Below are 22,368 nucleotides of genomic sequence, written 5' to 3'. Positions count from 1 at the left end.
CACTTCACTTCAGCCGAAGTATCAGCGTTGCGTTATTGTAACCCGCAAAACAGCCCAGGCCGCCTTCAATATTGCTGGGAATCAGGACGGGTTCGGCAAAGGGGTTGTTGCGTACGCGCCGTTGGCGGATGACCGCTTCCTGAAACTGGTAGTAGCGCTGGTCAACACTCATCAGGTTTACAGTAACGGTAGCATTTCGATATTGACCGTAAAAATTTGTTGGCTGATTGCTGGTAAAGGGCGTCGAGGAGACGTAAGCCTTCCCGGAAACCATTTGGGTGCCATCGATACCCGCATCTGAGAACAGGCCCCGGTTATCGTCGGAAATAGATAGCTGGGTAGCCCCGGCCTGTTTAGCTCCGCAAGAGTCACACTTAGTCGTGTACTGAAAGAATCCCGTAACCTGATAGTAATTAGCCTGTGCCGGTGGGTCCTGCCAGCGGACCAGTACGTAATACCGCCGTAGCAGCGAGCGTCCCTGATTTTCGGTAGTCGAATCGAAGGTTACCGCTGTTGGGCGCACAGGTGCCGGTATGGTACAGGTGCTTGTTGTCCGTTCGCCATTGGGCGTCACAACGGTAAGTGTATAAGTTCGGCCGGCAACGATGGGCAACAGCCGGGCACTGGCGCTGTAGTAAGGTTGCTTCAGGGAGTCGATAGTAGAGTTAGGTCTGTTGTAACGCAGGGTGACCAACCGATTGCCTTCGGCGAGGGTGACGGTCGCATTGGTCACGTCACTACCCCCCGTATCGAGGCTATCATCACTGACAACGGTTTTCGAGCGCGTCACTTTTATGGTCAGGGCAGTGTCCTGGGGCGACAAATAGCCGGTGACGACCAGTTTTGGCGCGGAAAATCCCAGTTGGCTGGGGTTTACTTCGTTTCGCAGGCTGCTGCACCCCGTAAATAGCCCGATCGCTCCCAAGAGTACAATCAGTGTAGAATAGCCAATTGGAAGAGGTAGGTTCGTACGCATCAGAATTTGAAATTATAGCTAACGGCCGGTACAATCGGAAATACCGAATAACGGAATAGAGCCGTCCGGGCGGGTTCTGTGGTGGTTGCCGCAACCGATTCGAGCCGGTAGAAAAAGGGATTCCGCCGGTTGTAGAGGTTGTAGGCACTAAACTCCCAGGTTCGTTCGTGGTGCTTTTTCTTCTTGTGAAACTGGATGCCAACATCAAAGCGATGGTAGGCTTCGGCCCGGAAACTATTCTTCTGCATTCCGTAGTCGTCATTTGTCCGGGCATTCTGGAAATACGGCTGAACAATGGCAGGCGTGCCGCCATAGACGAGTGTGTTGCCGGGGCGGTAGGTATCGAAGCGGCCAACCGGAATGGTAAGGGCATTGCCGGTACCATACACCCAAACCGCCGATAGCGTGACCCGCTTGCTGAGATCATAAATACCTACCAGCGAAACATCGTGCCGACGGTCGTAGCGTGGGTAATAAGGTTGTCCACCGTTAAGTTCGGCAAACTGCCACTGTGTCCATGAAAGGGTATAGCCTGCCCAGCCGGAGAAACGCCCCACTTTTTTTTGCAGGAGAAACTCGGCTCCGTAAGACCAGCCCCGTCCGGCTGTTACGTTATCTTCCCACCGAACACTGTTAGCCGATGTTGGGTCATTGATGAGCAGAAAGCTGGCCCCTTCCTTATAGTTGATGATATTGCTCATGGCTTTGTAGTACCCTTCAACCGTTAGCGTAAGCCCTCTGATGAACGCGCTCCCGCTGGTAAAGTCCTTGGCAATCCCAACTGCCACCTGCTGCGATTGCTGGGGTTTAACGCGGTCTGTGGTGGGTACCCACAGATCGGTAGGGAGGCCGATGCCCGTGTTCGACAGCAGGTGTACATATTGATTCATCATGGCGTACGACGCCTTTATTGACAGATCCGGTTTAAGGGTAAAAGCCGCCGACAGCCGGGGTTCGGGCCGGAAATAACTCGCGTCTTTCTGCTGGAAATAACTCAGCCGAAGCCCACCGTTCACACGCCACCGGCTCGATGGGCGCCAGGTGTCCTCGGCGTAGATGCCCGATTCCAGTACGTTGATGTTGTCAATAGTATTGATGGACTGATTGATCAGGGCATTTTGCAGTACAACGGCGCTGGGGGTAAAGCGGTGATATGTGCTTTGAATTCCCATTTTTACCGAGTGCCGGGGCGACGGATAATAATCCATGTCGTACTTCAGGGACACATCCCGAATGCCTGAATTGTAATAAAGGGAATAGGTTTGGGCGTCCAGTGACCCTTTCTCGACCGATGAAATCTGAAATTTGTAGTCGCTGAAAATCAGGGATAGATTCGAGAACAGTTTCTGGTTGAACAGATGGTTCCAGCGGAGGGTGCCGGTGGCATTCCCCCAGCTTAAACCCGTGTTGGTATTGAGTGAGTTATCGTTAGCGTAAAACTTATCCCGTCCGAAGTACCCGCTCAGGTAAAGCTTATTGGTGGGGCTGAAATCGTAGTTAGCCTTGGCGTTGAGGTCGTAAAAATAGTACCCTGCCGTAAGCGTGCCACCCGATTGCTGCCGTACCAGCGGAGCCGCCAGCACATCCAAATACGTACGTCGGCCGGAAACCAGAAAGGAAGCTTTCTTATTCTTTGTCAGCGGTCCTTCAAGCATGAGTCGGGACGCAATCAGGCCAATGCCGCCTTCGCCATGCAGCTTCTCACGGTTGCCGTCTTTCATATTGAGGTCGATTACCGACGAAAGTCGACCGCCGTACCGCGCCGGAAAGCCTCCTTTTATCAACTCGACACTTTTTATGGCGTCGCCGTTGAAGACCGAGAAGAAACCGAACAGGTGATTGGCGTTATACACGACGGCATCATCCAGAATGATGAGGTTCTGGTCCGGGCCACCCCCGCGCACGTAAATACCGGTCTGCCCTTCCGACCCCTTCTGAACACCCGGCATCAGTTGCAGCACTTTTAGTACATCTTTCTCACCCAGGAAGGCCGGTATTTTCTTGATCTGCGCAACGGGTACATCAATAGCACTCATCTGCGCACTTTCGCTCACTTTCTCGGTCAGACGGCCGGCTTTCACCTCAACCGACATTAACGCCTGACCGGGCGACAGCAGTACGTTGACCGCCTGGTTTTTGCGAAAAGCAACCGGTCGTTCGATGGATTCGTAGCCTACAAACGAATAGGCCACACGTACACTATCCTGAGCGGGCAGCGTGAGCGAGTAAAACCCGTAGGTGTTGGTGGTGGTGCCGGTGGTGGTGCCCGGCAAATAGACATTTACTCCAATCAGAGCCTCCAGACTTCCGGCTTCTCGGACGTAGCCACTAATGGTAAATTGGGGAGGTGTCTGGGCTTGTAAGCGGCTGATAAACAGAAAGAAAAAAAGAAAGGCCTGTACTCGTATGCGCATGGGTGCGGGCAAACTAAAGGGCGTATTGGTTTTGTTCTATAAGTAGAAAACTAAAAGGGTGTGACCACAGCAGTCACTTTTCTGAGGTAACTTATAACGAAACGACGAAGCTAGTGATCAATTGCTCAATTTCCCTCGCCGGTTCAAACAAAAGGCCTGATTACAAGGTACTATACCCGGAAAAGAACCCTGTGCTGAACGCCTGACGACTATGCTTCAATTCGATAAACTTTCGCTCAATATACCGGACACGACCAAACCGCGTGTCGTCATTATCGGTGGTGGATTTGGTGGTATGAACCTGGCAAAAAGTCTGCGCAATACAGATGTCCAGGTGGTGCTGCTGGATAAGCAGAACTACAATGGTTTCTGGCCATTGCTGTATCAGGTAGCCACCGCCGGTCTGGAGCCGGACGCCATTGCCGAGCCGTTTCGGAAAATGTTCGATGGGTTCGAAGATTTCCATTACCGCATGGTGCGGGTCAACAAAATAAATCCGGCCACAAAAACGGTAACGACGCTGATCGGTGATTTACATTACGATTACCTGGTCATCGCTAGCGGAACGAAGTCTAACTTTTTCGGCAACAAGGACATTCAAAAGTATTCGTTTCCGTTGAAGACCGTCCCGGAAGCTCTCAACGTACGGAGTCAGTTTTTACAGTGCTTCGAGCAGGCCAGCGTTACTACCGACCCCGCCGAACGGGAAAGTCTGCTGACGTTCGTCATTGCCGGAGCGGGTCCCACGGGGGTTGAAATGGCCGGTTCGCTGGCTGAAATGCGTAAACACGTGCTTCCGAGTGATTATCCGGGTCTGGATTTTAGCCAGATGAAGATTTACATCGTTGAAGGCGTGGGTAAAGTGCTGCCGCCAATGTCGGAGGAGGCCGGGAAAAAGGCACAACGGTACCTCGAAGACCTGGGCGTGATTATCAAACTGAACACGCTGGTGGAGGGGTACGACGGCGAAACAGTTACGTTTAAAGGGGGCGAGCAGATCAAAACCCAGACGTTGGTATGGGGTGCTGGCGTAACCGGTGCGCTGATCGACGGTATTCCGGCTGAATCGGTTGAGCGCGGCCGAATTCTGGTAGATCCTATCAACCGGGTACAGGGACTGACCAATGTTTTTGCCATTGGTGATATTGCCCTGATGAAGCTGGAGGACTACCCCAAAGGGCATCCGGGCGTAGCACAACCCGCCATTCAGCAAGGGGAGCATCTGGCCAAGAATATTCGTCGCCTGTTAAAGAACGAACCGACCGAGCCGTTCAAGTATTTCGATAAAGGATCACTGGCCATTGTGGGCCGTAGTCGCGCTGTAGCTGATCTGCCGGGAAATATTCACCTTGGTGGATTTGTCGCCTGGATGGCCTGGCTGTTCGTCCACATCTGGTATCTGGTTGGCTTCCGTAGTAAGCTGGTCGTCTTCAGCAACTGGGTATACCGTCTGTTCACCTACGAACGCGGCACCCGGATCATCATCCGCCCATTCATTCGCAAAGACGACAAGGTAGGGCAGGAGATCATGGCCCAGAGTGAGTAGATAAGATGGTTTAAATACTAAGGCACGTTTAATTTGTGGCTGGCGTGGGTCGGTTCGGCGTTCCGGTTTGCCCGCGCCAGCCACTGAATACCCGTGCCAGCCCTGCCCGTGAAAATATATCTTTTACAAAAACACAGCTGAAACAGAATGCGGCATCGGATCAATACTAAACGGTTTAATCTAAATTCACGTTTTAGTATCGAACAGTACCATCCTTATTGCTAATGTACAGTATCAAGCTTCATTCTACCCTGCTGAGCATTACCTGCTGTGCCCTGTTAACGGGTGGCTCTGCTTTTTCCCAGTCTATGCCGTTAGCGGCCGGACCTTCGACTCTGGTCGATACAACCAAAGGCGGCCCGCTCGATCTCGGTAAAATGTGGACGTTCGACAGTCCGCCTTCAGCCTATTTTAAGAAAACATACAACTTCACCGCCGACGAAAAGTGGTTCGACGAAGCCCGGCTGGCTTCGCTGCGATTTGCCGATTACTGCTCGGCGTCGTTCGTGTCGGCCAATGGGCTGGTGATGACTAACCACCACTGCGCCCGTGAGTCGGGTACGGGTGTAACCCGTAAGGGCGAAGACCTGAATGCGACCGGATTCTTTGCCAAAACACCCGCCGAAGAGCGAAAAGTGGATGGCCTGTTCGTTGACCAGCTGGTGAAGCTTCAGGATATCACCAAACAGGTGCAGGACGCCATGAGTGGCGCAACCTCCGAACAGGCGCAGTTACAGGCCCGTGAGCAGGCGTTCGAAGCTGTGAAAAAGGAGTATGCCGGCAAAGAAGGCTGGAAAGGACTCGAACTGCAAACCATCACGTTTTACAACGGGGGGCGTTATGCCCTTTATGGCTTCAAACGCTATACCGACGTTCGGCTGGTATTTATGCCCGAGTTGCAGCTTGGCTTCTTCGGGGGCGATTACGACAATTTCACCTATCCGCGCTATGCCCTCGACTGTTCTTTTTTTCGGGTATACGACGGCGGAAAGCCCTTACAGACAACTCACTTTTTTAAGTTCAATACGAATGGCGTCCGCGATGGTGAACCCATTTTTGTGATCGGAAACCCCGGCCATACCGAGCGGCTCAAAACCGTTGCCGAACTTGAGTTTGACCGGGATTTGCAGACGCCCGCTACCATTCAGATGCTCAGTAATCGGTCGGCGGCTTTGCAGGTTTACAATGCTACAGCGAAGAATGATAGTGTGCTGAACGAAATTTTCAGCTACGAAAATAGCCTGAAAGCCTACGGTGGTCAGCTCGAAGGTCTGCGTGATGCCAGCTTATTGGCCCGCAAGGCTGTATTCGAAAAGCAGTTTAAGGCCGCAGCCAAAGCCAAAAACCTGCCCGCCGATCAACTGAAAACCTGGGACGAACTAGCCGCCAATACCGCTCAGTTGCGGAGCCTCTTCAAAGACGCGAACTACCTCGGGCCCAGTGAGCGCACTATGGGCGAACTGCTGACCTTTGCCAACGTGGTTACTCAGTTTAGTGAGTTGCTGGCCACCCGCCCCCAGGATGCCGAACGCGCCCGCTCGCTGATGGTTGCGCCGGACGTGAAAAGTAAGGCGCTGGATGAAGCGTATCTGGCGGCTCACCTGACCGAGGCACAGCTTGGTTTAGGTAATGACGACCCGTACGTAAAAGCCGCATTGACCGGGCCCAACGGCCAGAGACTGACCCCCAAAGAAGCCGCTGCGTATCTGGTGAAAAACACAAAGCTGACAGACCCGGCCTTCGTGAGTGAGCTATCGACCCGGCCCAATGCCGCAGCGGCCTCCAACGATCCCATGCTGGCACTGGCGCGTATTGGGTTTCCCCGCTATCTGGCAGCGGCCCGGCAGGCCCGTCAGATTTCGCAGAAGCAGGAAGTGCTTCGCGGGCAACTGGGTCGGATGCTGTACGATGTATACGGTACGGCCGTACCGCCGGATGCTACGTTCTCGCTGCGGATCAACGACGGAGTGGTGCAGTCTTATGATTACAACGGTACGAAAGCACCTATTCTAACGACCTTTGCGGGTTTGTATGACCGCAATTACTCCTTCGCCGATAAAGCGCCCTGGAATTTGCCCGCCCGCTGGAAGAGCCCGCCCCTGGATTTATTAAAGCAGCCTATGTGCTTCATCTCGACCAATGACATCATTGGCGGTAATTCGGGGAGTCCGATGATCAATAAAAATCTGGAAGCCGTTGGGCTGGCCTTCGACGGAAATATGGAAAGCCTGCCCGGTGAGTTCATCTTCGTGCCCGATCGTAACCGAACCATTTCGGTACATACCGGCGGCATCATTGCGGCCATGCGGTACATTTATAAAGCGGATCGGCTGGTTAGTGAACTAACGGGCGCATCGGTGACGGCAAAGCCCAAACCTGTAAAAAAATAGAGAATTATTCCCCTATTGGCGTTTCAGGCCGCACAAACTCCCCGAAAGTTCAGTACTTTCGGGGAGTTTGTGTTTTGCCTTTATACGACAGTAATGACTAAGTCCGACATTCCGGTGATGCCAAAATTCTTCGACCGGTATATCAATCTGGCCGATAATGACTGGCTCCTTCTCGACGCCCTCAGTCAGGGCGCATCCTTTGAAACCCTGATCCCGGCCGAAACGCTCGAAAAACTGGGAGATCTTCGCTACGCGCCCGAAAAGTGGACGGTGAAAGATATTCTGCAGCACATCATCGATACCGAACGCATCATGAGCTATCGGGCAATGCGCATTGCCCGCAATGATAAAACGCCCTTACCCGGCTTCGATGAGGTAATGTTTGGTGAAAACGCCAATGGAGTCAACCGCACCATTCCTGATTTATACGCCGAATATGCGCTGGTGAGGCAATCCAACATAGCTATGTTCAAGAGCTTCGACCACGATATGCTGCTGCGTTCAGGAACCTGTTCAGATCAGCCCATCTCCGTTATCGCGCTGGGTTTCGTACTGGTAGGTCACGCCACGCACCACGTTAATGTCATCAAAGAACGGTATCTCCCCCTTATAGGCTAGTTTATGGTGATTAGCTGCTAATCTCCCTATCACCAATTATCAATCAACACTTCATGAGAGCAACGTTTTTACTGCTTGTTACCCTTGTGGCGCAGACCGTTTGTGCCCAGCAAAAATCAAAAGTTACGGTTACCGACCTGACCCGCATCAAGCAGGTTGGCGGTATCTCGTTGTCGCCCGATGGGCAGCGGGCCGTTTACGCCCTGGCCACCATCGAACCCAACCCGGACAACAAAGAAGAGTATGAATACAAAACCCATGTGTATCTGACGGGCCTGAAGCCGGGCGATAGTAAAGCCCTGACGCGTGGCCCTGAGTCGGCCCGGCAGGCGGTCTGGTCGCCCGATGGGCAGCGGATAGCGTTCGTACGGACCGTGAAAGGAAAAGGCCAGATCTTTATTATGCCGCTGGATGGGGGAGAAGCCTGGCAGTTGACGAATACGACCTACGGCGCATCGACACCCCTCTGGTCGCCGGATGGAACCCGTATTTCGTTCACATCGGGTATTACCATGGCCCAGATGTTAACCGATTCGCTGGTGAATCCCGGCAAAAATACGCCCCTCTGGTCGCTGGAGAAGCCGGGCTTTGCGAACAACAATTTTATCAAGAGTGATAAGAAAATAAAGCCTAATCCGGATGGATCGCTGGCCGAGGTACGGGCCTATCTGGAAAAAGATGTTGAAGATAAAAAAGCGAAAGTGTTCAACCGGCTCAACTTTCAGGGCGAAGCGACAACGGAACCCGACATGTCGTTTACACATATGTATGTCGTAGACGTAAAGGAAGGGGCTACGCCCAAAGCTCTGACGCGCGGTTTTTATTCCTACCAGGGTGGTAACTGGCTGCCAAACGGGCAGGGACTTCTGGTAGTTACCGACCGCGATTCGCTGAAACACCCCGACCGGGAGCAGGATAACATGATCGTTTATATTCCGGCCGATGGATCGGGCACCCGAAAAACCATCTTATCGGAAGCCGGTAAAAGCTATCGCTCGCCCAGTATATCGCCGGATGGAAAGCAACTGGTGTTTATGGTAACGCCTTCGGAAGGTGTCAATTTTGCTCAGCTTGGCCTGGCAACGTTAAACGGTACCGCTGTGTCGGGCATCGAACTTGTCACCTTCGACCGGGCACCCAGCAGCATGGCCTGGACAACCGCACCGGCCCCGGTAAAAGGAAAAAAAGGAGCCGCCGGGTATGTCATTTACTTTAACGCGTCGGCAAACGGTGGTTCGCCCCTGTACCGGCTCGACCCCGCCACAAAGCAGGTCACGCAACTAACCGACTTTACGGCTGGCATCACCAGTTTCGATGTGAGCGGCAACCGCGTGGTACTGGCAAAGACCGAAGTAGCAAACCCTTCCGAACTATACCTGACCGATGCAACGGCTAAAACACAGACCAAACTCAGCAACCATAACGACTGGGTGGCGCAGCGGCAGTTGAGTACGCCGGAAAAACGCACGTACAAGAATTCGCTCGGCCAAACGGTCGATTACTGGATCATGAAGCCGTCGTTCTTTGAGGGCAACAAAAAATACCCGCTGCTGCTGAACATGCACGGTGGCCCAACCGCAATGTGGGGGCCGGGCGAGCCGTCTATGTGGCACGAGTTTCAGTACATGTGTTCGCAGGGGTATGGCGTGGTATATGCCAATCCGCGCGGATCGGGTGGGTATGGTATTAATTTCCAGCGCGCCAACATCAAAGATTGGGGCACCGGCCCGGCCGAAGATGTACTGGCTGCTGTGACGGATGCCGCTAAAGAAAGTTGGGTCGACACCAGTCGGCAGGTGATTACGGGCGGTTCGTACGCGGGTTATCTAACAGCCTGGATCGTGGGTCACGACAATCGGTTCAAAGCTGCTTTTGCCCAGCGGGGCGTGTATGACCTGACAACATTCCTGGGTGAAGGCAACGCTTGGCGGTTGATTCCCAGCTATTTTGCCTATCCCTGGTCGGCGGAGGCCAAGGTGCTGGATGCCAACTCGCCCTATACCTTCGTGCAGAATATTAAAACGCCCCTGTTGATCAAACACGGTGAGAACGATCTGCGTACCGGGCCAATCCAGAGCGAGATGATGTACAAAAGCCTGAAAATACTGGGTCGCCCGGTGGAGTACGTCCGGATGCCGGGCGCTACGCATGAGCTGAGCCGGTCGGGTAACGTTCGGCAGCGGATCGACCGGCTGCTGCGGATATATGAGTTCTTTGAGCGGTACGTGGGAGCCGATGGGCAGGCAGTTACGCAGAAATAGAGTACGTTGATCGGTAAATTCAAAAAAAAACCGGTTACTCAAAGAAACGATTTGCTGATCATCGGATTGAGTTAATTTGTTCATAACCAATTCACAACTCAACCCAGTCCGATGAACAGGCATCACATCCTATTAGCCTTTTTTCTACCCGTAGCCACTGCATTTGGGCAAATTGCCAACGATAACACCCTAAAAGCCCAGATCGACGGAAAGGAATTTGTTACCCAACCCCGCCGGGTCAGGATTGGCAATTTCTGGTGGATAACGGCCAACACCGTCAAACCCGACAAGTCGCTGCGGATCTGGCTCGGCAGCTACGACAAGCGTGATATCATCGAAACCGGTACCTACCTCGTGGTCGATGCCGACAAACCCGATACCCGGGAGAATAAGAAAAAGGTAGAGGATCTGGGAAAGTACAAGGGTATTGCGGCCATCAAGTACGTGGAGGAAACCCGCGAACCCCGTATGGAATACCACGTGGGTAAGTCGCAGAACGGCGACGAAACGATTGAGGTTAAAATGGGTGCCGATGGGTTTCTGGAAGCAACCTTCTCGACGAACCTCGTAGGAAGCTACTGGAAAGAGAAAGGTACCGCAACCGTATTTGGCGGTATGGGACGGCTGATCAACAAAATGGAAGACAAAGCCATTACCAAAGCCTCCGGCTACGATTCGGACATCGACCCGGAGGGCAACGGCTACAAAAAACAGGACAAACAAGACCAGATCGTTATCAAGAATGGGCTGGTTAAGTTGAAATTCAAGTGAGAATACCTGCATAACCAACACCGCCATTCAATCGTTACGTCTTTATCCTGACGCCTGTCAGGATAAAGACGTTTTTTTATGTCGTGCCGACCGGAACGGTTCGATGCATTGACCGACAGGCGGCACTTCATGCTTCACTTTATTGAAAAAGTTAAAACGGCTTCGGCGTTTTATACATAACTAGCATAATGAAAAATAACAAAGAATCGCTTGAGGATGCACCCAAGTACCGTTACTGGAAGAGCCAGGCCGAAGCCAACGGTTTGAAAATTAATAACGTAAAAGATTTCTATATCCGCTATCGACATAACGGTGAAGTGTTGTTCGCCATGCTCGAAGTGGATGCCGATACCCCCGAAGGCGATAAAATTCCGCCCGCGCTCTTCCTCAAAGGCCACGCTGTTTCGGTGCTGGTGTGTTTAATCGACAAAGAAACCCGTCAGAAATTCGTGGTGCTGGTCAAGCAGCGACGAATAGCCGATGGCTCACAAACCTACGAACACCCGGCCGGGATGGTCGATGCCAGCGACGCCCCCGACGAAGTAGCCGCCCGCGAACTCGGCGAAGAAATTGGCCTGACCGTTTCGGCCAGTGAGCTGACAAAACTAAATCCAAGAGTGTGGCACCCCAGCACCGGCACCAGCGATGAAGGCATGCATTTTTTCTACATGGAAAAAGAAATGAACCGTGAAGAAATTATGAAATTTCACCTGCAAAACATGGGTAATCAGTCGGAGTTTGAGCGGATCACGAGCGTGGTGGCGACGTTGCCCGAAGCCCACCGACTGATTACTAATGTGAACGGCCTGTTGCTGCATTTCCTGTATCTGCAACACATCGGCGATTATGAAACCATGAAGTTGTTGTAGCGTAAGATAAATCGAAACGATATGGATGAATTTATGCAGGAGGCCATCAATCAGGCCCGTAAGAGTTTGAGTGAAGGGGGAATTCCCATTGGGTCGGCCCTGATAAAAAAAGGTGAACTGGTAGCATCGGGACACAACAAGCGGGTGCAGGAGAATAACCCCATTCTTCATGGTGAAATGGATTGCCTGAACAATGCCGGACGGGTAGGGTCGTTTCGGGATACGGTTATTTACTCGACACTGATGCCCTGCTACATGTGCGCCGGAACTATTGTGCAGTTTAAGATTCCTAAAGTGATTGTGGGCGAGTCGCGCACATTTCCGGGGGCGCGGGCTTTTATGGAGGAGCATGGCGTTGAAGTTATTGATCTCGACCTACCCGAGTGCGTCGACATGATGAACCAGTTCATTACCGAGAAACCAACACTCTGGAATGAAGATATTGGCGAACTGTAAGTAACGTGTGGTTACCTTCTCTTTCTTCATCCGTCACAGGGGTTTATCATACTGATTTACCCCTGTGCGCTATTTGTGGTATTGGTTTAGTTTACTTGGCTGCATCGGCTATTCGGCCAATTCGCTGGCGCAACGCTCCGAAATCTGGCGGGAGCGCCCCGGTACCTGGCTCCTCAACGGTGGCCTGGGCGTTACACATTATCTGGGCGATTTGACCGAAGCAGGCAACCTGGGGTATCTTCGGCTAGGAGCTGCCATAAATGGAGCTGTCGCTTATCGGTATTCCAACCAGCTGACATTCCGGGCCGAGGGACAGATCTATTATATCCGTGGTACACAGAAAAACACCCACCTGGAATACAATAATCTCTCATTCTTGAGCCTGAACCCAGATGTATGGGTGGGTGTGCAGTGGGACTTCTGGCCCGCCAGCGACCCCAATCATGTCATTATCCCCTACGCGCTGGTTGGTGCCGGGCTAACCTACATGACGCCAAGGGCTGTCTTCAGTGAGCAGCTCGTTAGTTTGGCTCCGCTGCAGACTGAAGGGGTAAAGTATAATCGGCTGCCTTTTATAGCGCGTTATGGTCTTGGGGTCCCCATTCAGACAACGGAGCGGTTCCGGCTGAATCTAGAGGCCACCTATACCCACGTTTTCAGCGATTACTTAGATGATGTAAGCACGGTATACCCCGACCTGACCAAGATGGACCCATTTGCCGCAGCCTTGTCGGACAGGCGACTTGAGCTGGGCCTGAAACCCAATGCTCCCGGCGCCCAACGGGGTAATAGTCAGTGCCGTGATGGTTATTTTATCCTGTCGGCCAGACTTGTTTTTGTGATCAATACGCCTTCGTACCGAAATTATCGACGCATATTTCCCCGTTAGGGTTTTGAGGTCTTTTGCTGTAATTTTGGCCGAAACGTAACCCTGACGAATGAGTCCCGCTATTTTCATTGATGCACTTCAACAAGAACTTCAGTCTCTACAATACGGGCAAAATCCGCCCGAACTCTACAATCCAATTCGCTACATAATGAGTTTGGGAGGTAAGCGGATGCGTCCGTTATTGACGCTGATGGGCGCTTATCTCTTTACGGATGACTGGAGAAAGGCCATCCGCCCCGCGCTGGGCGTTGAGGTTTTTCACAATTTCACGCTCATGCACGACGATATTATGGATCAGGCTCCCCTGCGCCGGGGGCAACCAACCGTGCATGAAAAGTGGAACGGTAATATTGCCATTCTATCGGGCGATGTTATGCTCGTCAATGCCTATCAGCTTTTACTGAACATCGAGGCCGATAAACTGGCCGTTGCCTTGGCCCGGTTTAGCCGTACAGCCGCTGAAGTTTGCGAAGGACAGCAGATGGATATGAATTTTGAAACCCGCTGGGACGTTGCCGAAGCCGAATATATTGATATGATTCGGCTCAAAACATCTGTTTTGCTGGGTTACGCACTGGAATTGGGCGGCTTGATTGGTGGCGCAGACGAAGAAACCAACTTACACCTCTACGAAGGCGGGATGAACATTGGCGTTGGCTTTCAATTAAAAGATGACTTACTGGACGTGTACGGCGACCCGGCCAAGTTTGGCAAACAGGTAGGCGGAGACATTATTGCCAATAAAAAAACGTTTTTACTCATCGAAGCCCTGGCGCAGGCCAAAGGTGCATTGCGGGATGAACTCATCGACTGGCTCACCCGTACTAAATTCGATAAAGCCGAAAAAGTGAAGGCCGTCACCACTATTTACGACCAGTTGGGAATCCGGGAGCTAACAGAATCGCGTATTGATGACTACTTCGCCCGTGGATTTACTAACTTCGATCAGATTAATGCCCGGCCCGAGCGAAAAGCGTTATTAATTCAATTTGCCCGCCAACTAGTGGAACGGGAAAGCTAGATAGAGAGATGTATGATGTATGATACAGGATGTGTGATCATCCAGAGTCATACATCCTATATCATACATCATGCATCTAAAGTCATACACTTAACCATGAGTATTACCCTGATTATCATTGTTGTAACGGTTATTATTAGTGTAGCCGCGTGGAACAACTACAGCCTGATGAATCGCTGGATCATGAATCCGTACCAAGTAGCGAGCCGTGGGCAGTATTACCGCCTGATCACCTCCGGGTTCCTGCATGCCGATTGGGGGCATTTGTTCTTCAACATGCTCAGTTTGTATTTCTTTGGTGGTTTTATCGAGCAGGTATTCACTATGTTGTTCGAAGGGAATGGGGCACCTTATCTGATCGGATTTTATCTGGTAGCGATTCTCGTATCGGACATTCCTAGCTTTCTGAAACACCGCAACGATCCCGGTTATAACTCACTGGGCGCATCGGGGGGCGTGTCGGCCATTATTTTTGCGGCCATTCTGTTCCGGCCGCTAACACCCATCTACCTGTACTTTATCCCTATTGGCATTCCCGGATTCATTTTTGGAACCTTATACCTGGCTTATTCTTACTATGAAGCCAAACGTGGCGCGGGCAATGTTAACCACGACGCACACTTTTACGGTGCCTTGTTCGGGGTTGTGTTTATGATCATTGTGTATCCCGCTGTGCTTCCCAGCTTCTTTGAGCAGATTGCCGGCTGGCGTTTATTTTAGTCCGCTTCATACACCGCGCTGTCGTGATGCATTGGCCAACTCACTTGTTGTCATTAACGCATGGTTCGATTTCTTAGCCAACCCTATCCAATCGATTACTCGGCCCGTTCTCAACTCCGCAAGGCTACGTTAATTGGCCTATTTGTAGGGCTGTTTCTGCTCGTCTTCCAGCCATTTGGGCTGAACTTATGGGAAACGCCCGGCAAAGCACTCAAAATTCTGGGCTTCGGTGCGGTAACGTTTGCGATAACCGTCTTTAATTTTATCATTCTACGCAGGCTGTTTCCCCGGCTGTACGTCGAAGAACAGTGGACGGTTGGCCGGGAAATTGTGGCGTTAATGGTCAATATCTTACTGATTGCGGTGGCTAACCGACTTTATCTGGGCTGGCTGCTGAATGCGGAAGAAAGCAGCGGGATGAGTTGGTCGGGAATGATCCTGGTTACATTTCTCATTGGGGTATTTCCCGTGACAGGGCTCGTATTTGTCAGTTACATTACTCAGCTTAAAAAGTACAGCCAGGCCGCTGCCAGCCTGCCAGTTCATGTGCATAACGACGTAACGACACTCGCCCGCAATGCTCCCGCCAGTCTGGCTCCGGCTCCCGTCGATGCAACTGTTACGCTCTTGGCAGATAATGAAAAAGATACCGTTACCACGGATGCCGCCGATCTCCTCTTCATTGAATCGAGTGATAATTACTGCACCGTTACCTATCTCAGAAATAATCAGGTAACCAAACCGCTGCTGCGTAGTAGTCTCAGTCGGTTAGAGAAACAGATTACCCAACCCTACATTGTGAGATGCCACCGGTCGTACATCGTTAACCTCGACCGGGTGGAGCGTGTAACGGGAAATGCGCAGGGGTATAAACTGCATTTGCTGTCCGGGCAGTTTGTGGTTCCCGTAGCCCGACAATACAACGAAACGCTGATTGCGGAGTTGAAAGCGTTGTAAAACACCCCACCATTCGTCCCAATGGGCGTTTCTCTTTGTTAAACGTCCCAAACCATGCTGTAGAGCCCTATTTTTTGCAGGGAGCGCAAAGGCCGCTGTACGTTTGTCTCACCGAAAACAAACCCGGCAACGGCCATGAAAACGATAATCCTCTCGCTGCTTATTCTCCACATCGCTACCGGCATCACAGCCTTACTGGTTGGCCTTATTCCTATGATCGCTCAGAAAGGTGGCCGCCTGCACAATCGCGCCGGGCTCATCTACGTCTACTGCATGATTACGGTAGCGGTGTCGGCACTGCTGCTGTGTGCCTTGCAGCCGTTTAAAATGATGCGGTTGTTTCTGACCGGTATTGCCGTTTTTAGCTTTTACCTGAGTATGACCGGCTGGCGGGCAACGAAGCAGAAGAAGTTAGGTCCAACGCGGGCCGATAAAGGGCTTACGTTCGTAACCCTGCTGGTCAGTTTAGCCATGATCGGGTTTGGTATTTATTTGCTGACACTACACGGTCCCTCATTCTTCCCGATTTTATTTACCTTCTTCGGGCTGCTGACCATAACGTTCGCCGGTCGGGATGTTCAGGCTATGACGCGCCCTGCCGAAAAGATGCATTGGTTCTTTCAGCACTTCACCCGGATGGGCGGCTCCTACATTGCCACCTTTACGGCGGCTCTGGTCACTAACCTGCCCCGGTTGTTACCCACTCATGCCCCCGAGTGGATGACGACAGCTGGCTGGATGGCGCCTTCGCTGGTGGGTGGTATGCTTATTGGTTTTACCGTTCGGTACTACAAGCTGAAATTTAGTGGTTCTAAACGCTCTACTGTTGCTTAGTTATGCGTCGTTTAATCATGACGCTGTTAGCTTGGCGGACTCGTTTTGTAAACGAACTCTACGTCCCGGCCAAACACCTCGTTAGTTGATCAGCAGCTTTTTTGCCACTGGCAGCGCCCGTTCGGCCCATTGACTCATCTGCTTTCCTGAGTAATGAAGCCCATCCGAAGCAAACTGACTTTCGTCGCCGGTAGCCGAGCGAGTCAGGGGGGTAATGTCGACATACGCAATGCCGGCCTTCTGACACTCCTCTTTTGCAAGGGTGTTGAACTGGTCAATCTCGCGGGCAATTTTGGCTTTATCACGATCAGCAGCAAACGGAGAAACACCCCAATCCGGTATCGACAGCACGAAGACGCGTGCCGATTTGCCGCCCGCATACTGTACGGCCGTTTGCAGCAAGTCCCTAAACTCGGTTCGGTAGCGCTCCGGACGCTGCCCCCGGTATTGATTATTGACGCCAATCAGTAACGAAACCAGACTGTATGTATTCCGGTTACCGCTGGCTTTAATAGCCTCCTGCAATTCGGCCGTGGTCCAGCCTGTTTTGGCAATGATGTCCGGATTGCCCACATCAACACCCTCTTTCCGCAGCATACCCGCCAGTTGAACGCTCCAACGGTCTGCTTCGGCTACGCTCTCGCCAATGGTGTACGAATCGCCGAGGGATAAGAATGTGTATTTGGCCTCGGGTGCGGCTGGCAGAACACTAGTCATCAGGAGAAAAATCAAAATCGGGATGGCAACCATATTTTTTACGAGAGAGAGCTACAGCCTGATTCGCAATCGCCTATTTTTTTGCAGTAGGTTCCGGATCGACTGAATGAAGCGATGCTGGTTTCATGGCTGGAACCAGTAGATGAATACTTAGCAAAGCGATCAGGTAAGCGCTTCCACACAGCACAAAAAGAATATTGTAGCCAGTTGCGATACTGCCGGCTGCCTTGTAGGAATCCAGCAAAGAACCAACGAGCAACGGAAATAGTAACCCCCCAATGGAGCCAGCCATACCGCCTATCCCAACAACTGAACTCACCGCTTTTCGGGGAAACAGGTCCGACACAAGGGTAAACAGGTTGGCGCTCCAGGCCTGATGTGCTGCCACGGCCAGTCCCAGGAGCGCAATCACCTGCCAGAGATCGGACGCAAATTGAATAGCCATAATTGGCACAATGCACAGCGCAAAGACTAGCATCGACGCTTTGCGTGCCCAGTTGACCGACCAGCCTTTCCCCAGGAAATAGCCGGAGATATAACCGCCCCCCACGCTCCCAAGGGTAGCAGACGAATAGATCAGGATGAGGGGTAAGCTGGGTTTGGTGAGATTGATCTGAAAGGTAGAAGCCAAAAAGGAAGGCAGCCAGAACAGGAAGAACCACCAGACCGGATCGGTTAAAAGTTTCCCCAGGATAAAAGCCCAGGTCTGCCGACGGTTTAACAGGTCGAGCCATTTCAGTGGAGGCTCTGCGGCATTCGTTGGGGTAGCTTCACTAATGTAATTCAGTTCTTCGGGCGATATTTTTTTGTGAAGACTTGGCTTTTCGTAATACATCCACCAGAAAATCAGCCAGATAAAGCCGATGGCTCCCGTAGCCAGAAAAGCCGCCTGCCAACCGTACTGCCCCAGAATCCAGGGCACCATGAGCGGAGCAACAACGGCACCGATATTGGTACCTGAGTTAAAAATACCTGTAGCAAACGCCCGGTCTTTCTGCGGAAACCATTCGGTAACGGTTTTAATAGAAGCCGGGAAGTTTCCGCCTTCGCCTAACCCCAGCACGGCTCTGAAAACACCGAAACCAAATGTACTGCTGGCTACTGCGTGAAGCATGGCGCCGATACTCCAGACAAAGACGGATAGACTATACCCGATTTTTGCCCCAATCCGGTCAATTGCCCAACCAAAGCCAATAAAACTGAGCGCATAAGCGGCCTGAAACGCCATAACGACATGGCTATAGTCCGTTTCTGTCCAGACAAAGACTTTTTCCAGAGTTGGTTTGAGCAGGCTGATCACCTGCCGATCCAGGTAGTTGATGGTGGTGGCGACAAAAAGCAAGGCGGTCATCTGCCATCGGTAACTGGTTGGGAATTTTGGCATCGAAAATGGGACGTTAAAGGGTGTAGGGTCTGGGGAGAACCAGGCTTGTTTAGAAGGACAGTGTACGGCCTTCAAGGTTGCTTTGTCGGGCCAAAGCAATCACCCGGGCAATTTGTTGTATTTCGTGGGGTTTCACAAGCGGATCGGCTCCATTGGCAATAGAAGCATGTATACCCGCGTAATAAGTGCCGTAATTGCCGGGCAGGCTTTCTATCTGTTCCGAAAGTCCGTTGGCGGTGAGCGTTCCCCAGCGGTCGGCTGGTTCAATGCCAAACGCTGGTTCGTTTGGGAGTTTGTTTTTCCGGAGTTCTTCTTCCTGAACATCCAGCCCGCCCTTAATGAATGAGCCCCCCGTACCGTGAACGCTGAAACGAAGTTGATTCTGGTGCAGCATCAGGCTCGACTTGAGCGTCACCTGCTTGCCTGGGTAGCCGAGCCGGATGGTGAAAAAATCCTCAATCTGGCTATTGGGCCGTATCATCCTGACCTCTGCCGAAACGGATTCTGGCTTCCCAAACAGCTGAAGTGCCTGGTCGATCAGGTGAGGACCGAGGTTGTAGAGACTGCCCCGTCCTTCGCCCGGCCGCTCTTTCCAGGATTGATTGCGGCTGTCTACCGGCATCAGTCGATCGTAGCGGGCCTCGTAATCAAGTACATCGCCCAACCGATTTTGATCGATTAACTGCTTGATCGTCAGAAAATCGGAATCCCAGCGCCGGTTTTGATAGGCGGTGGCCAGCAGCCCCCTTTTTTCAGCGAGTTCGAGTAGCTGATCGGTTTCAGACTCATTCGTGGCAAAGGGTTTCTCAACGACAACATGCTTGTTGTGTTCCAAAGCCGCCTTGGCATACTGAAAATGAGTTTCGTTAGGTGAGCAGATAAAGACCAGTTGAATGGAGTCGTCGGCAAACAGGTCGTCGGCGGTTGTCACCGTACGTATGCTAGGGTCAAAGGCGGCCACTTCATCGGGGCGGCTGGTCACGACCTTGCGGAGTTCGAAACCAGGGTACGTCGATAGGAACGGCGCGTGGAAATAGCGGCCCGATAGACCGAACCCAACCAGACCGACCGTTATTTTTTGCTGAGATGTCATAAAGTTAACGCATGCAATGGGTGTTTAGTCGTTGTCATCTACCCGTTGCTCAACGTTAATGAAGACGGTTCGACTGATCTTTTACTTAAATTCTGCATCCTGAGCCACCTTCAGATCCTTCAACAGAGCAGGTACCAGGGTATAGGGATCGTATGGTTTGTTCTTAACATACAGGGTTTCGACCGGGATATACCCCCGGTAGCCACTTCTCCTGAGAATCTTCATCAGGCGGGGAATATCGGTAGAAATGTCGCTGCCAATCCCAAAAACGCTTTCTTTGACCTGCCAGTTTACCGTATAAGGAATGACGGCTTCGATGTCAATATACGGGTCTTTTACTTTGAAATTGCCCGTGTCGAGGATAATGCCTGCCCATTTGGAATTGACCGCCTTAACCACTTTGATACACTGATCAGCGGTTTGCAGCATATCGCCGTGATTCTGAATACCGACGATGACGCCGTGCTGCGCCCCAAAAGCCGCGCATTCTTTATAACACTCGATCATCCAGCCCGCCACCTCGTCCCATTTGTTTTCGTAGCCTTTGGGGATTTCGCCCGCAAACAGACGAAGAACGGGTGCGCCCAGTTTGGATGCTACCACAATCCATTCTTTGGCCCGTTTCACATCGGCAGCCCGAACCGCCGGGTCGGGCGAAGCGAAATTGTTTCTGATGCCCGTCCCGCTAATGTCGATCCCGAGCTTAAACGCTTTCCGCTTTAGTTCATAGATGTATTCGTCGGAAGGCACACCCGGATAGCCGGGAAAGTAATAACCCGTTAGATCGACGGCGTCAATATTTTGCGTGGCACACCAGTCGAGCAGTTCGGGTAATGTAAGGGTTGGCTTGTTATCCTTCTGACGGTTTCCCGTGAGCATGTCGTTGAACGAATAGGCGTTCAGGGCTAGTTTAATGTTGGCCGGATGCCCTGTTTTCTCCGTTCCCTGCGCCGTTGAAAGGGTAAGCTGGAGACAGGTGATAATAAAGGTTGTCAAGGCTATACGCAGTAAAAGACACCGAGTATTCCTGGGTAGAGTTCGAGTAATCATAAGCGACGGAGTTAGATTAAGTCGAGTTAGGTCAGTACGCCATCGCTCAGATTTAGCTGGCTCTGCGTAACAACCCTTTCATTTCGGGCTTGGATTAACCGCTGTTCGTTTGCCGCCCATGTTTAGGTAAATGTGAAAGTCCGGTAAAAACTACTGCCGCCCACTACCAACGAGGGTAATGGGCGGCAGACTTTCTGCACCAGCGATGCATTGCTCTATAGTGGACTTGCCTCGTTACCAGGCAAATCAGGGCGGTCAGGCCTATTCCTGTTCCAGCAGAAAGGCCTTGATGAACGGGTCGAGGTCGCCGTCGAGCACCGCTTCTGTATTCGATGTCTGATGGCCGGTACGGTGGTCCTTCACCCGACGGTCGTCGAGAACATACGAGCGAATTTGGGAGCCCCACTCGATCTTTTGTTTACTGGCTTCGACTTCGGCCCGGGCGGCATTACGCTTCTGAACTTCAATTTCGTACAGCTTGGACTTCAGCAATCGGATAGCCACTTCCTTATTCTGCAACTGGCTCCGTTCCTGCTGACACTCGATGATCAGGCCGGATGGTTTGTGTTTCAGCCGAACGGCCGTTTCCACTTTGTTTACGTTCTGGCCACCCGCGCCCCCGGAGCGGAACGTATCCCAGTCAATATCTGCCGGATTGACTTCAATATTGATTGTGTCATCAATTAACGGATAGGCGTAAACGGACGCAAAGGATGTATGCCGCCGGGCGTTGGAATCGAACGGCGAGATACGCACCAGCCGGTGAACACCGTTTTCGGATTTGAGGAAACCGTAGGCCAGCGGCCCATCAACTTCAATCGTTGCGGATTTGATACCCGCCGTGTCGCCTTCCTGATAATCGACCTGCTTGAGCCCGTAGCCGTGTTTTTCGGCCCAGCGCATGTACATACGGTACAGCATATCGGCCCAGTCCTGGCTTTCGGTACCACCGGCCCCGGCGTTTATTTCGAGAACGGCGCTGAGCTGATCCTCTTCATTGCCGAGCATTTTTTTGAGTTCGAGTTCTTCGAGAGTGATGGTTACCTTGCGGCCTTCCTCATCGACTTCCTCTTCCGTTACATCGCCGGCTTCGTAAAACTCGAACAGGGTTTCGAGGTCGCCGAACTGGCCGTTCAATTTTTCATAGCCGGTAGTCCAGCCTTTCAGGCCGCGTACCTGCTTCATAACGCCTTCGGCCCGGGCCGCATCGGTCCAGAATTCGGGCTGAAAAGTCTGCTGTTCGAGTTCAGCTAGTTGTTCCTTTTTATTATCGTAGTCAAAGATACCCCCTCAGGGCCTCTACTCTGGCTCTCAAGTCGGTCAACTGGTCGGTTGTCATGAACTTGTCGTGTTGGTTAAATAATATGTGTAGTACACATAGGCCAGCGAAGAAAACACGCGG

Annotated in this window: 19 protein-coding genes; 12 read left to right on the top strand and 7 right to left on the bottom strand. The window is 52.0% G+C overall.

What is annotated here, in order from left to right; all coding sequences use genetic code 11:
- Nucleotides 1–4: 4 nt before the first annotated feature.
- Nucleotides 5–976, bottom strand: a complete 972-nt coding sequence (locus ACYVJM_RS25900) for a DUF4249 domain-containing protein (protein WP_461151124.1) — start codon at nt 974–976, stop codon at nt 5–7.
- Entirely contained in the window at nt 976–3,390 is a 2,415-nt protein-coding gene (locus tag ACYVJM_RS25895; protein ID WP_461151123.1) for a TonB-dependent receptor, read from the bottom strand. Before ACYVJM_RS25895 ends, ACYVJM_RS25900 begins: the two co-directional genes overlap by 1 nt.
- A 211-nt stretch (nt 3,391–3,601) precedes the next feature.
- Between ACYVJM_RS25895 and ACYVJM_RS25890 the strand changes: the two genes are divergently transcribed.
- From ACYVJM_RS25890 to ACYVJM_RS25835, 12 genes are all read left to right on the top strand, one after another.
- Nucleotides 3,602–4,936, top strand: a complete 1,335-nt coding sequence (locus ACYVJM_RS25890) for an NAD(P)/FAD-dependent oxidoreductase (protein ID WP_461151122.1) — start codon at nt 3,602–3,604, stop codon at nt 4,934–4,936.
- Between the two features lie 224 nt (nt 4,937–5,160).
- Nucleotides 5,161–7,326: a S46 family peptidase gene (locus tag ACYVJM_RS25885; protein ID WP_461151121.1), complete on the top strand. Its 2,166-nt coding sequence runs from the start codon at nt 5,161–5,163 to the stop codon at nt 7,324–7,326.
- 93 nt (nt 7,327–7,419) lie between these two features.
- Complete coding sequence (locus ACYVJM_RS25880; RefSeq protein WP_461151120.1) at nt 7,420–7,944, top strand: DinB family protein; 525 nt, start codon at nt 7,420–7,422, stop codon at nt 7,942–7,944.
- A 53-nt stretch (nt 7,945–7,997) separates the two neighbouring features.
- Nucleotides 7,998–10,205, top strand: a complete 2,208-nt coding sequence (locus tag ACYVJM_RS25875; RefSeq protein WP_461151119.1) for a S9 family peptidase — start codon at nt 7,998–8,000, stop codon at nt 10,203–10,205.
- A gap of 111 nt (nt 10,206–10,316) precedes the next feature.
- On the top strand, nt 10,317–10,976 hold the full coding sequence (locus tag ACYVJM_RS25870) for a hypothetical protein (RefSeq protein ID WP_461151118.1): 660 nt from the start codon (nt 10,317–10,319) through the stop codon (nt 10,974–10,976).
- Between the two features lie 188 nt (nt 10,977–11,164).
- Nucleotides 11,165–11,845 (top strand): NUDIX hydrolase, encoded by a 681-nt coding sequence (locus ACYVJM_RS25865; protein WP_461151117.1) that lies wholly within the window; start codon nt 11,165–11,167, stop codon nt 11,843–11,845.
- A gap of 21 nt (nt 11,846–11,866) precedes the next feature.
- The gene (locus tag ACYVJM_RS25860; protein WP_461151116.1) at nt 11,867–12,301 is read left to right on the top strand and encodes a nucleoside deaminase; all 435 of its coding nucleotides are present in this window, start codon (nt 11,867–11,869) and stop codon (nt 12,299–12,301) included.
- 64 nt (nt 12,302–12,365) lie between these two features.
- Entirely contained in the window at nt 12,366–13,190 is an 825-nt protein-coding gene (locus ACYVJM_RS25855) for an outer membrane beta-barrel protein (protein WP_461151115.1), read from the top strand.
- 49 nt (nt 13,191–13,239) lie between these two features.
- Nucleotides 13,240–14,211, top strand: a complete 972-nt coding sequence (locus tag ACYVJM_RS25850) for a polyprenyl synthetase family protein (protein ID WP_461151114.1) — start codon at nt 13,240–13,242, stop codon at nt 14,209–14,211.
- 96 nt (nt 14,212–14,307) lie between these two features.
- Complete coding sequence (locus ACYVJM_RS25845) at nt 14,308–14,931, top strand: rhomboid family intramembrane serine protease (protein ID WP_461151113.1); 624 nt, start codon at nt 14,308–14,310, stop codon at nt 14,929–14,931.
- A 60-nt stretch (nt 14,932–14,991) separates the two neighbouring features.
- Nucleotides 14,992–15,888, top strand: coding sequence for a LytTR family DNA-binding domain-containing protein (locus ACYVJM_RS25840; RefSeq protein ID WP_461151112.1), 897 nt, complete (start codon nt 14,992–14,994; stop codon nt 15,886–15,888).
- Nucleotides 15,889–16,023: 135 nt separating this feature from the next.
- Nucleotides 16,024–16,722, top strand: coding sequence for a DUF2306 domain-containing protein (locus ACYVJM_RS25835; RefSeq protein WP_461151111.1), 699 nt, complete (start codon nt 16,024–16,026; stop codon nt 16,720–16,722).
- An 81-nt stretch (nt 16,723–16,803) separates the two neighbouring features.
- On the opposite strand, the gene ACYVJM_RS25830 is transcribed toward ACYVJM_RS25835, so the two are convergent.
- The 5 genes from ACYVJM_RS25830 to prfB form a co-directional block, all read right to left on the bottom strand.
- On the bottom strand, nt 16,804–17,472 hold the full coding sequence (locus tag ACYVJM_RS25830) for an SGNH/GDSL hydrolase family protein (RefSeq protein ID WP_461151110.1): 669 nt from the start codon (nt 17,470–17,472) through the stop codon (nt 16,804–16,806).
- Nucleotides 17,473–17,512: 40 nt separating this feature from the next.
- Entirely contained in the window at nt 17,513–18,823 is a 1,311-nt protein-coding gene (locus ACYVJM_RS25825) for an MFS transporter (protein ID WP_461151109.1), read from the bottom strand.
- A 49-nt stretch (nt 18,824–18,872) separates the two neighbouring features.
- Nucleotides 18,873–19,916 (bottom strand): Gfo/Idh/MocA family oxidoreductase, encoded by a 1,044-nt coding sequence (locus ACYVJM_RS25820; RefSeq protein WP_461151108.1) that lies wholly within the window; start codon nt 19,914–19,916, stop codon nt 18,873–18,875.
- 81 nt (nt 19,917–19,997) lie between these two features.
- Nucleotides 19,998–20,912, bottom strand: a complete 915-nt coding sequence (locus ACYVJM_RS25815; RefSeq protein WP_461151107.1) for a sugar phosphate isomerase/epimerase family protein — start codon at nt 20,910–20,912, stop codon at nt 19,998–20,000.
- Nucleotides 20,913–21,227: 315 nt separating this feature from the next.
- A protein-coding gene (gene prfB / locus ACYVJM_RS25810) for a peptide chain release factor 2 (RefSeq protein ID WP_461151106.1) occupies nt 21,228–22,305 on the bottom strand; the annotation gives its coding sequence in 2 pieces (ribosomal slippage) (nt 21,228–22,244 and nt 22,246–22,305; 1,077 coding nt in all).
- Nucleotides 22,306–22,368: the final 63 nt, after the last annotated feature.

The sequence above is a fragment of the Spirosoma pulveris genome (genome assembly GCF_054781875.1).
The sequence above is the reverse complement of the archived record's forward strand: the minus strand, read 5'-3'. Positions and strand labels throughout refer to the sequence as shown.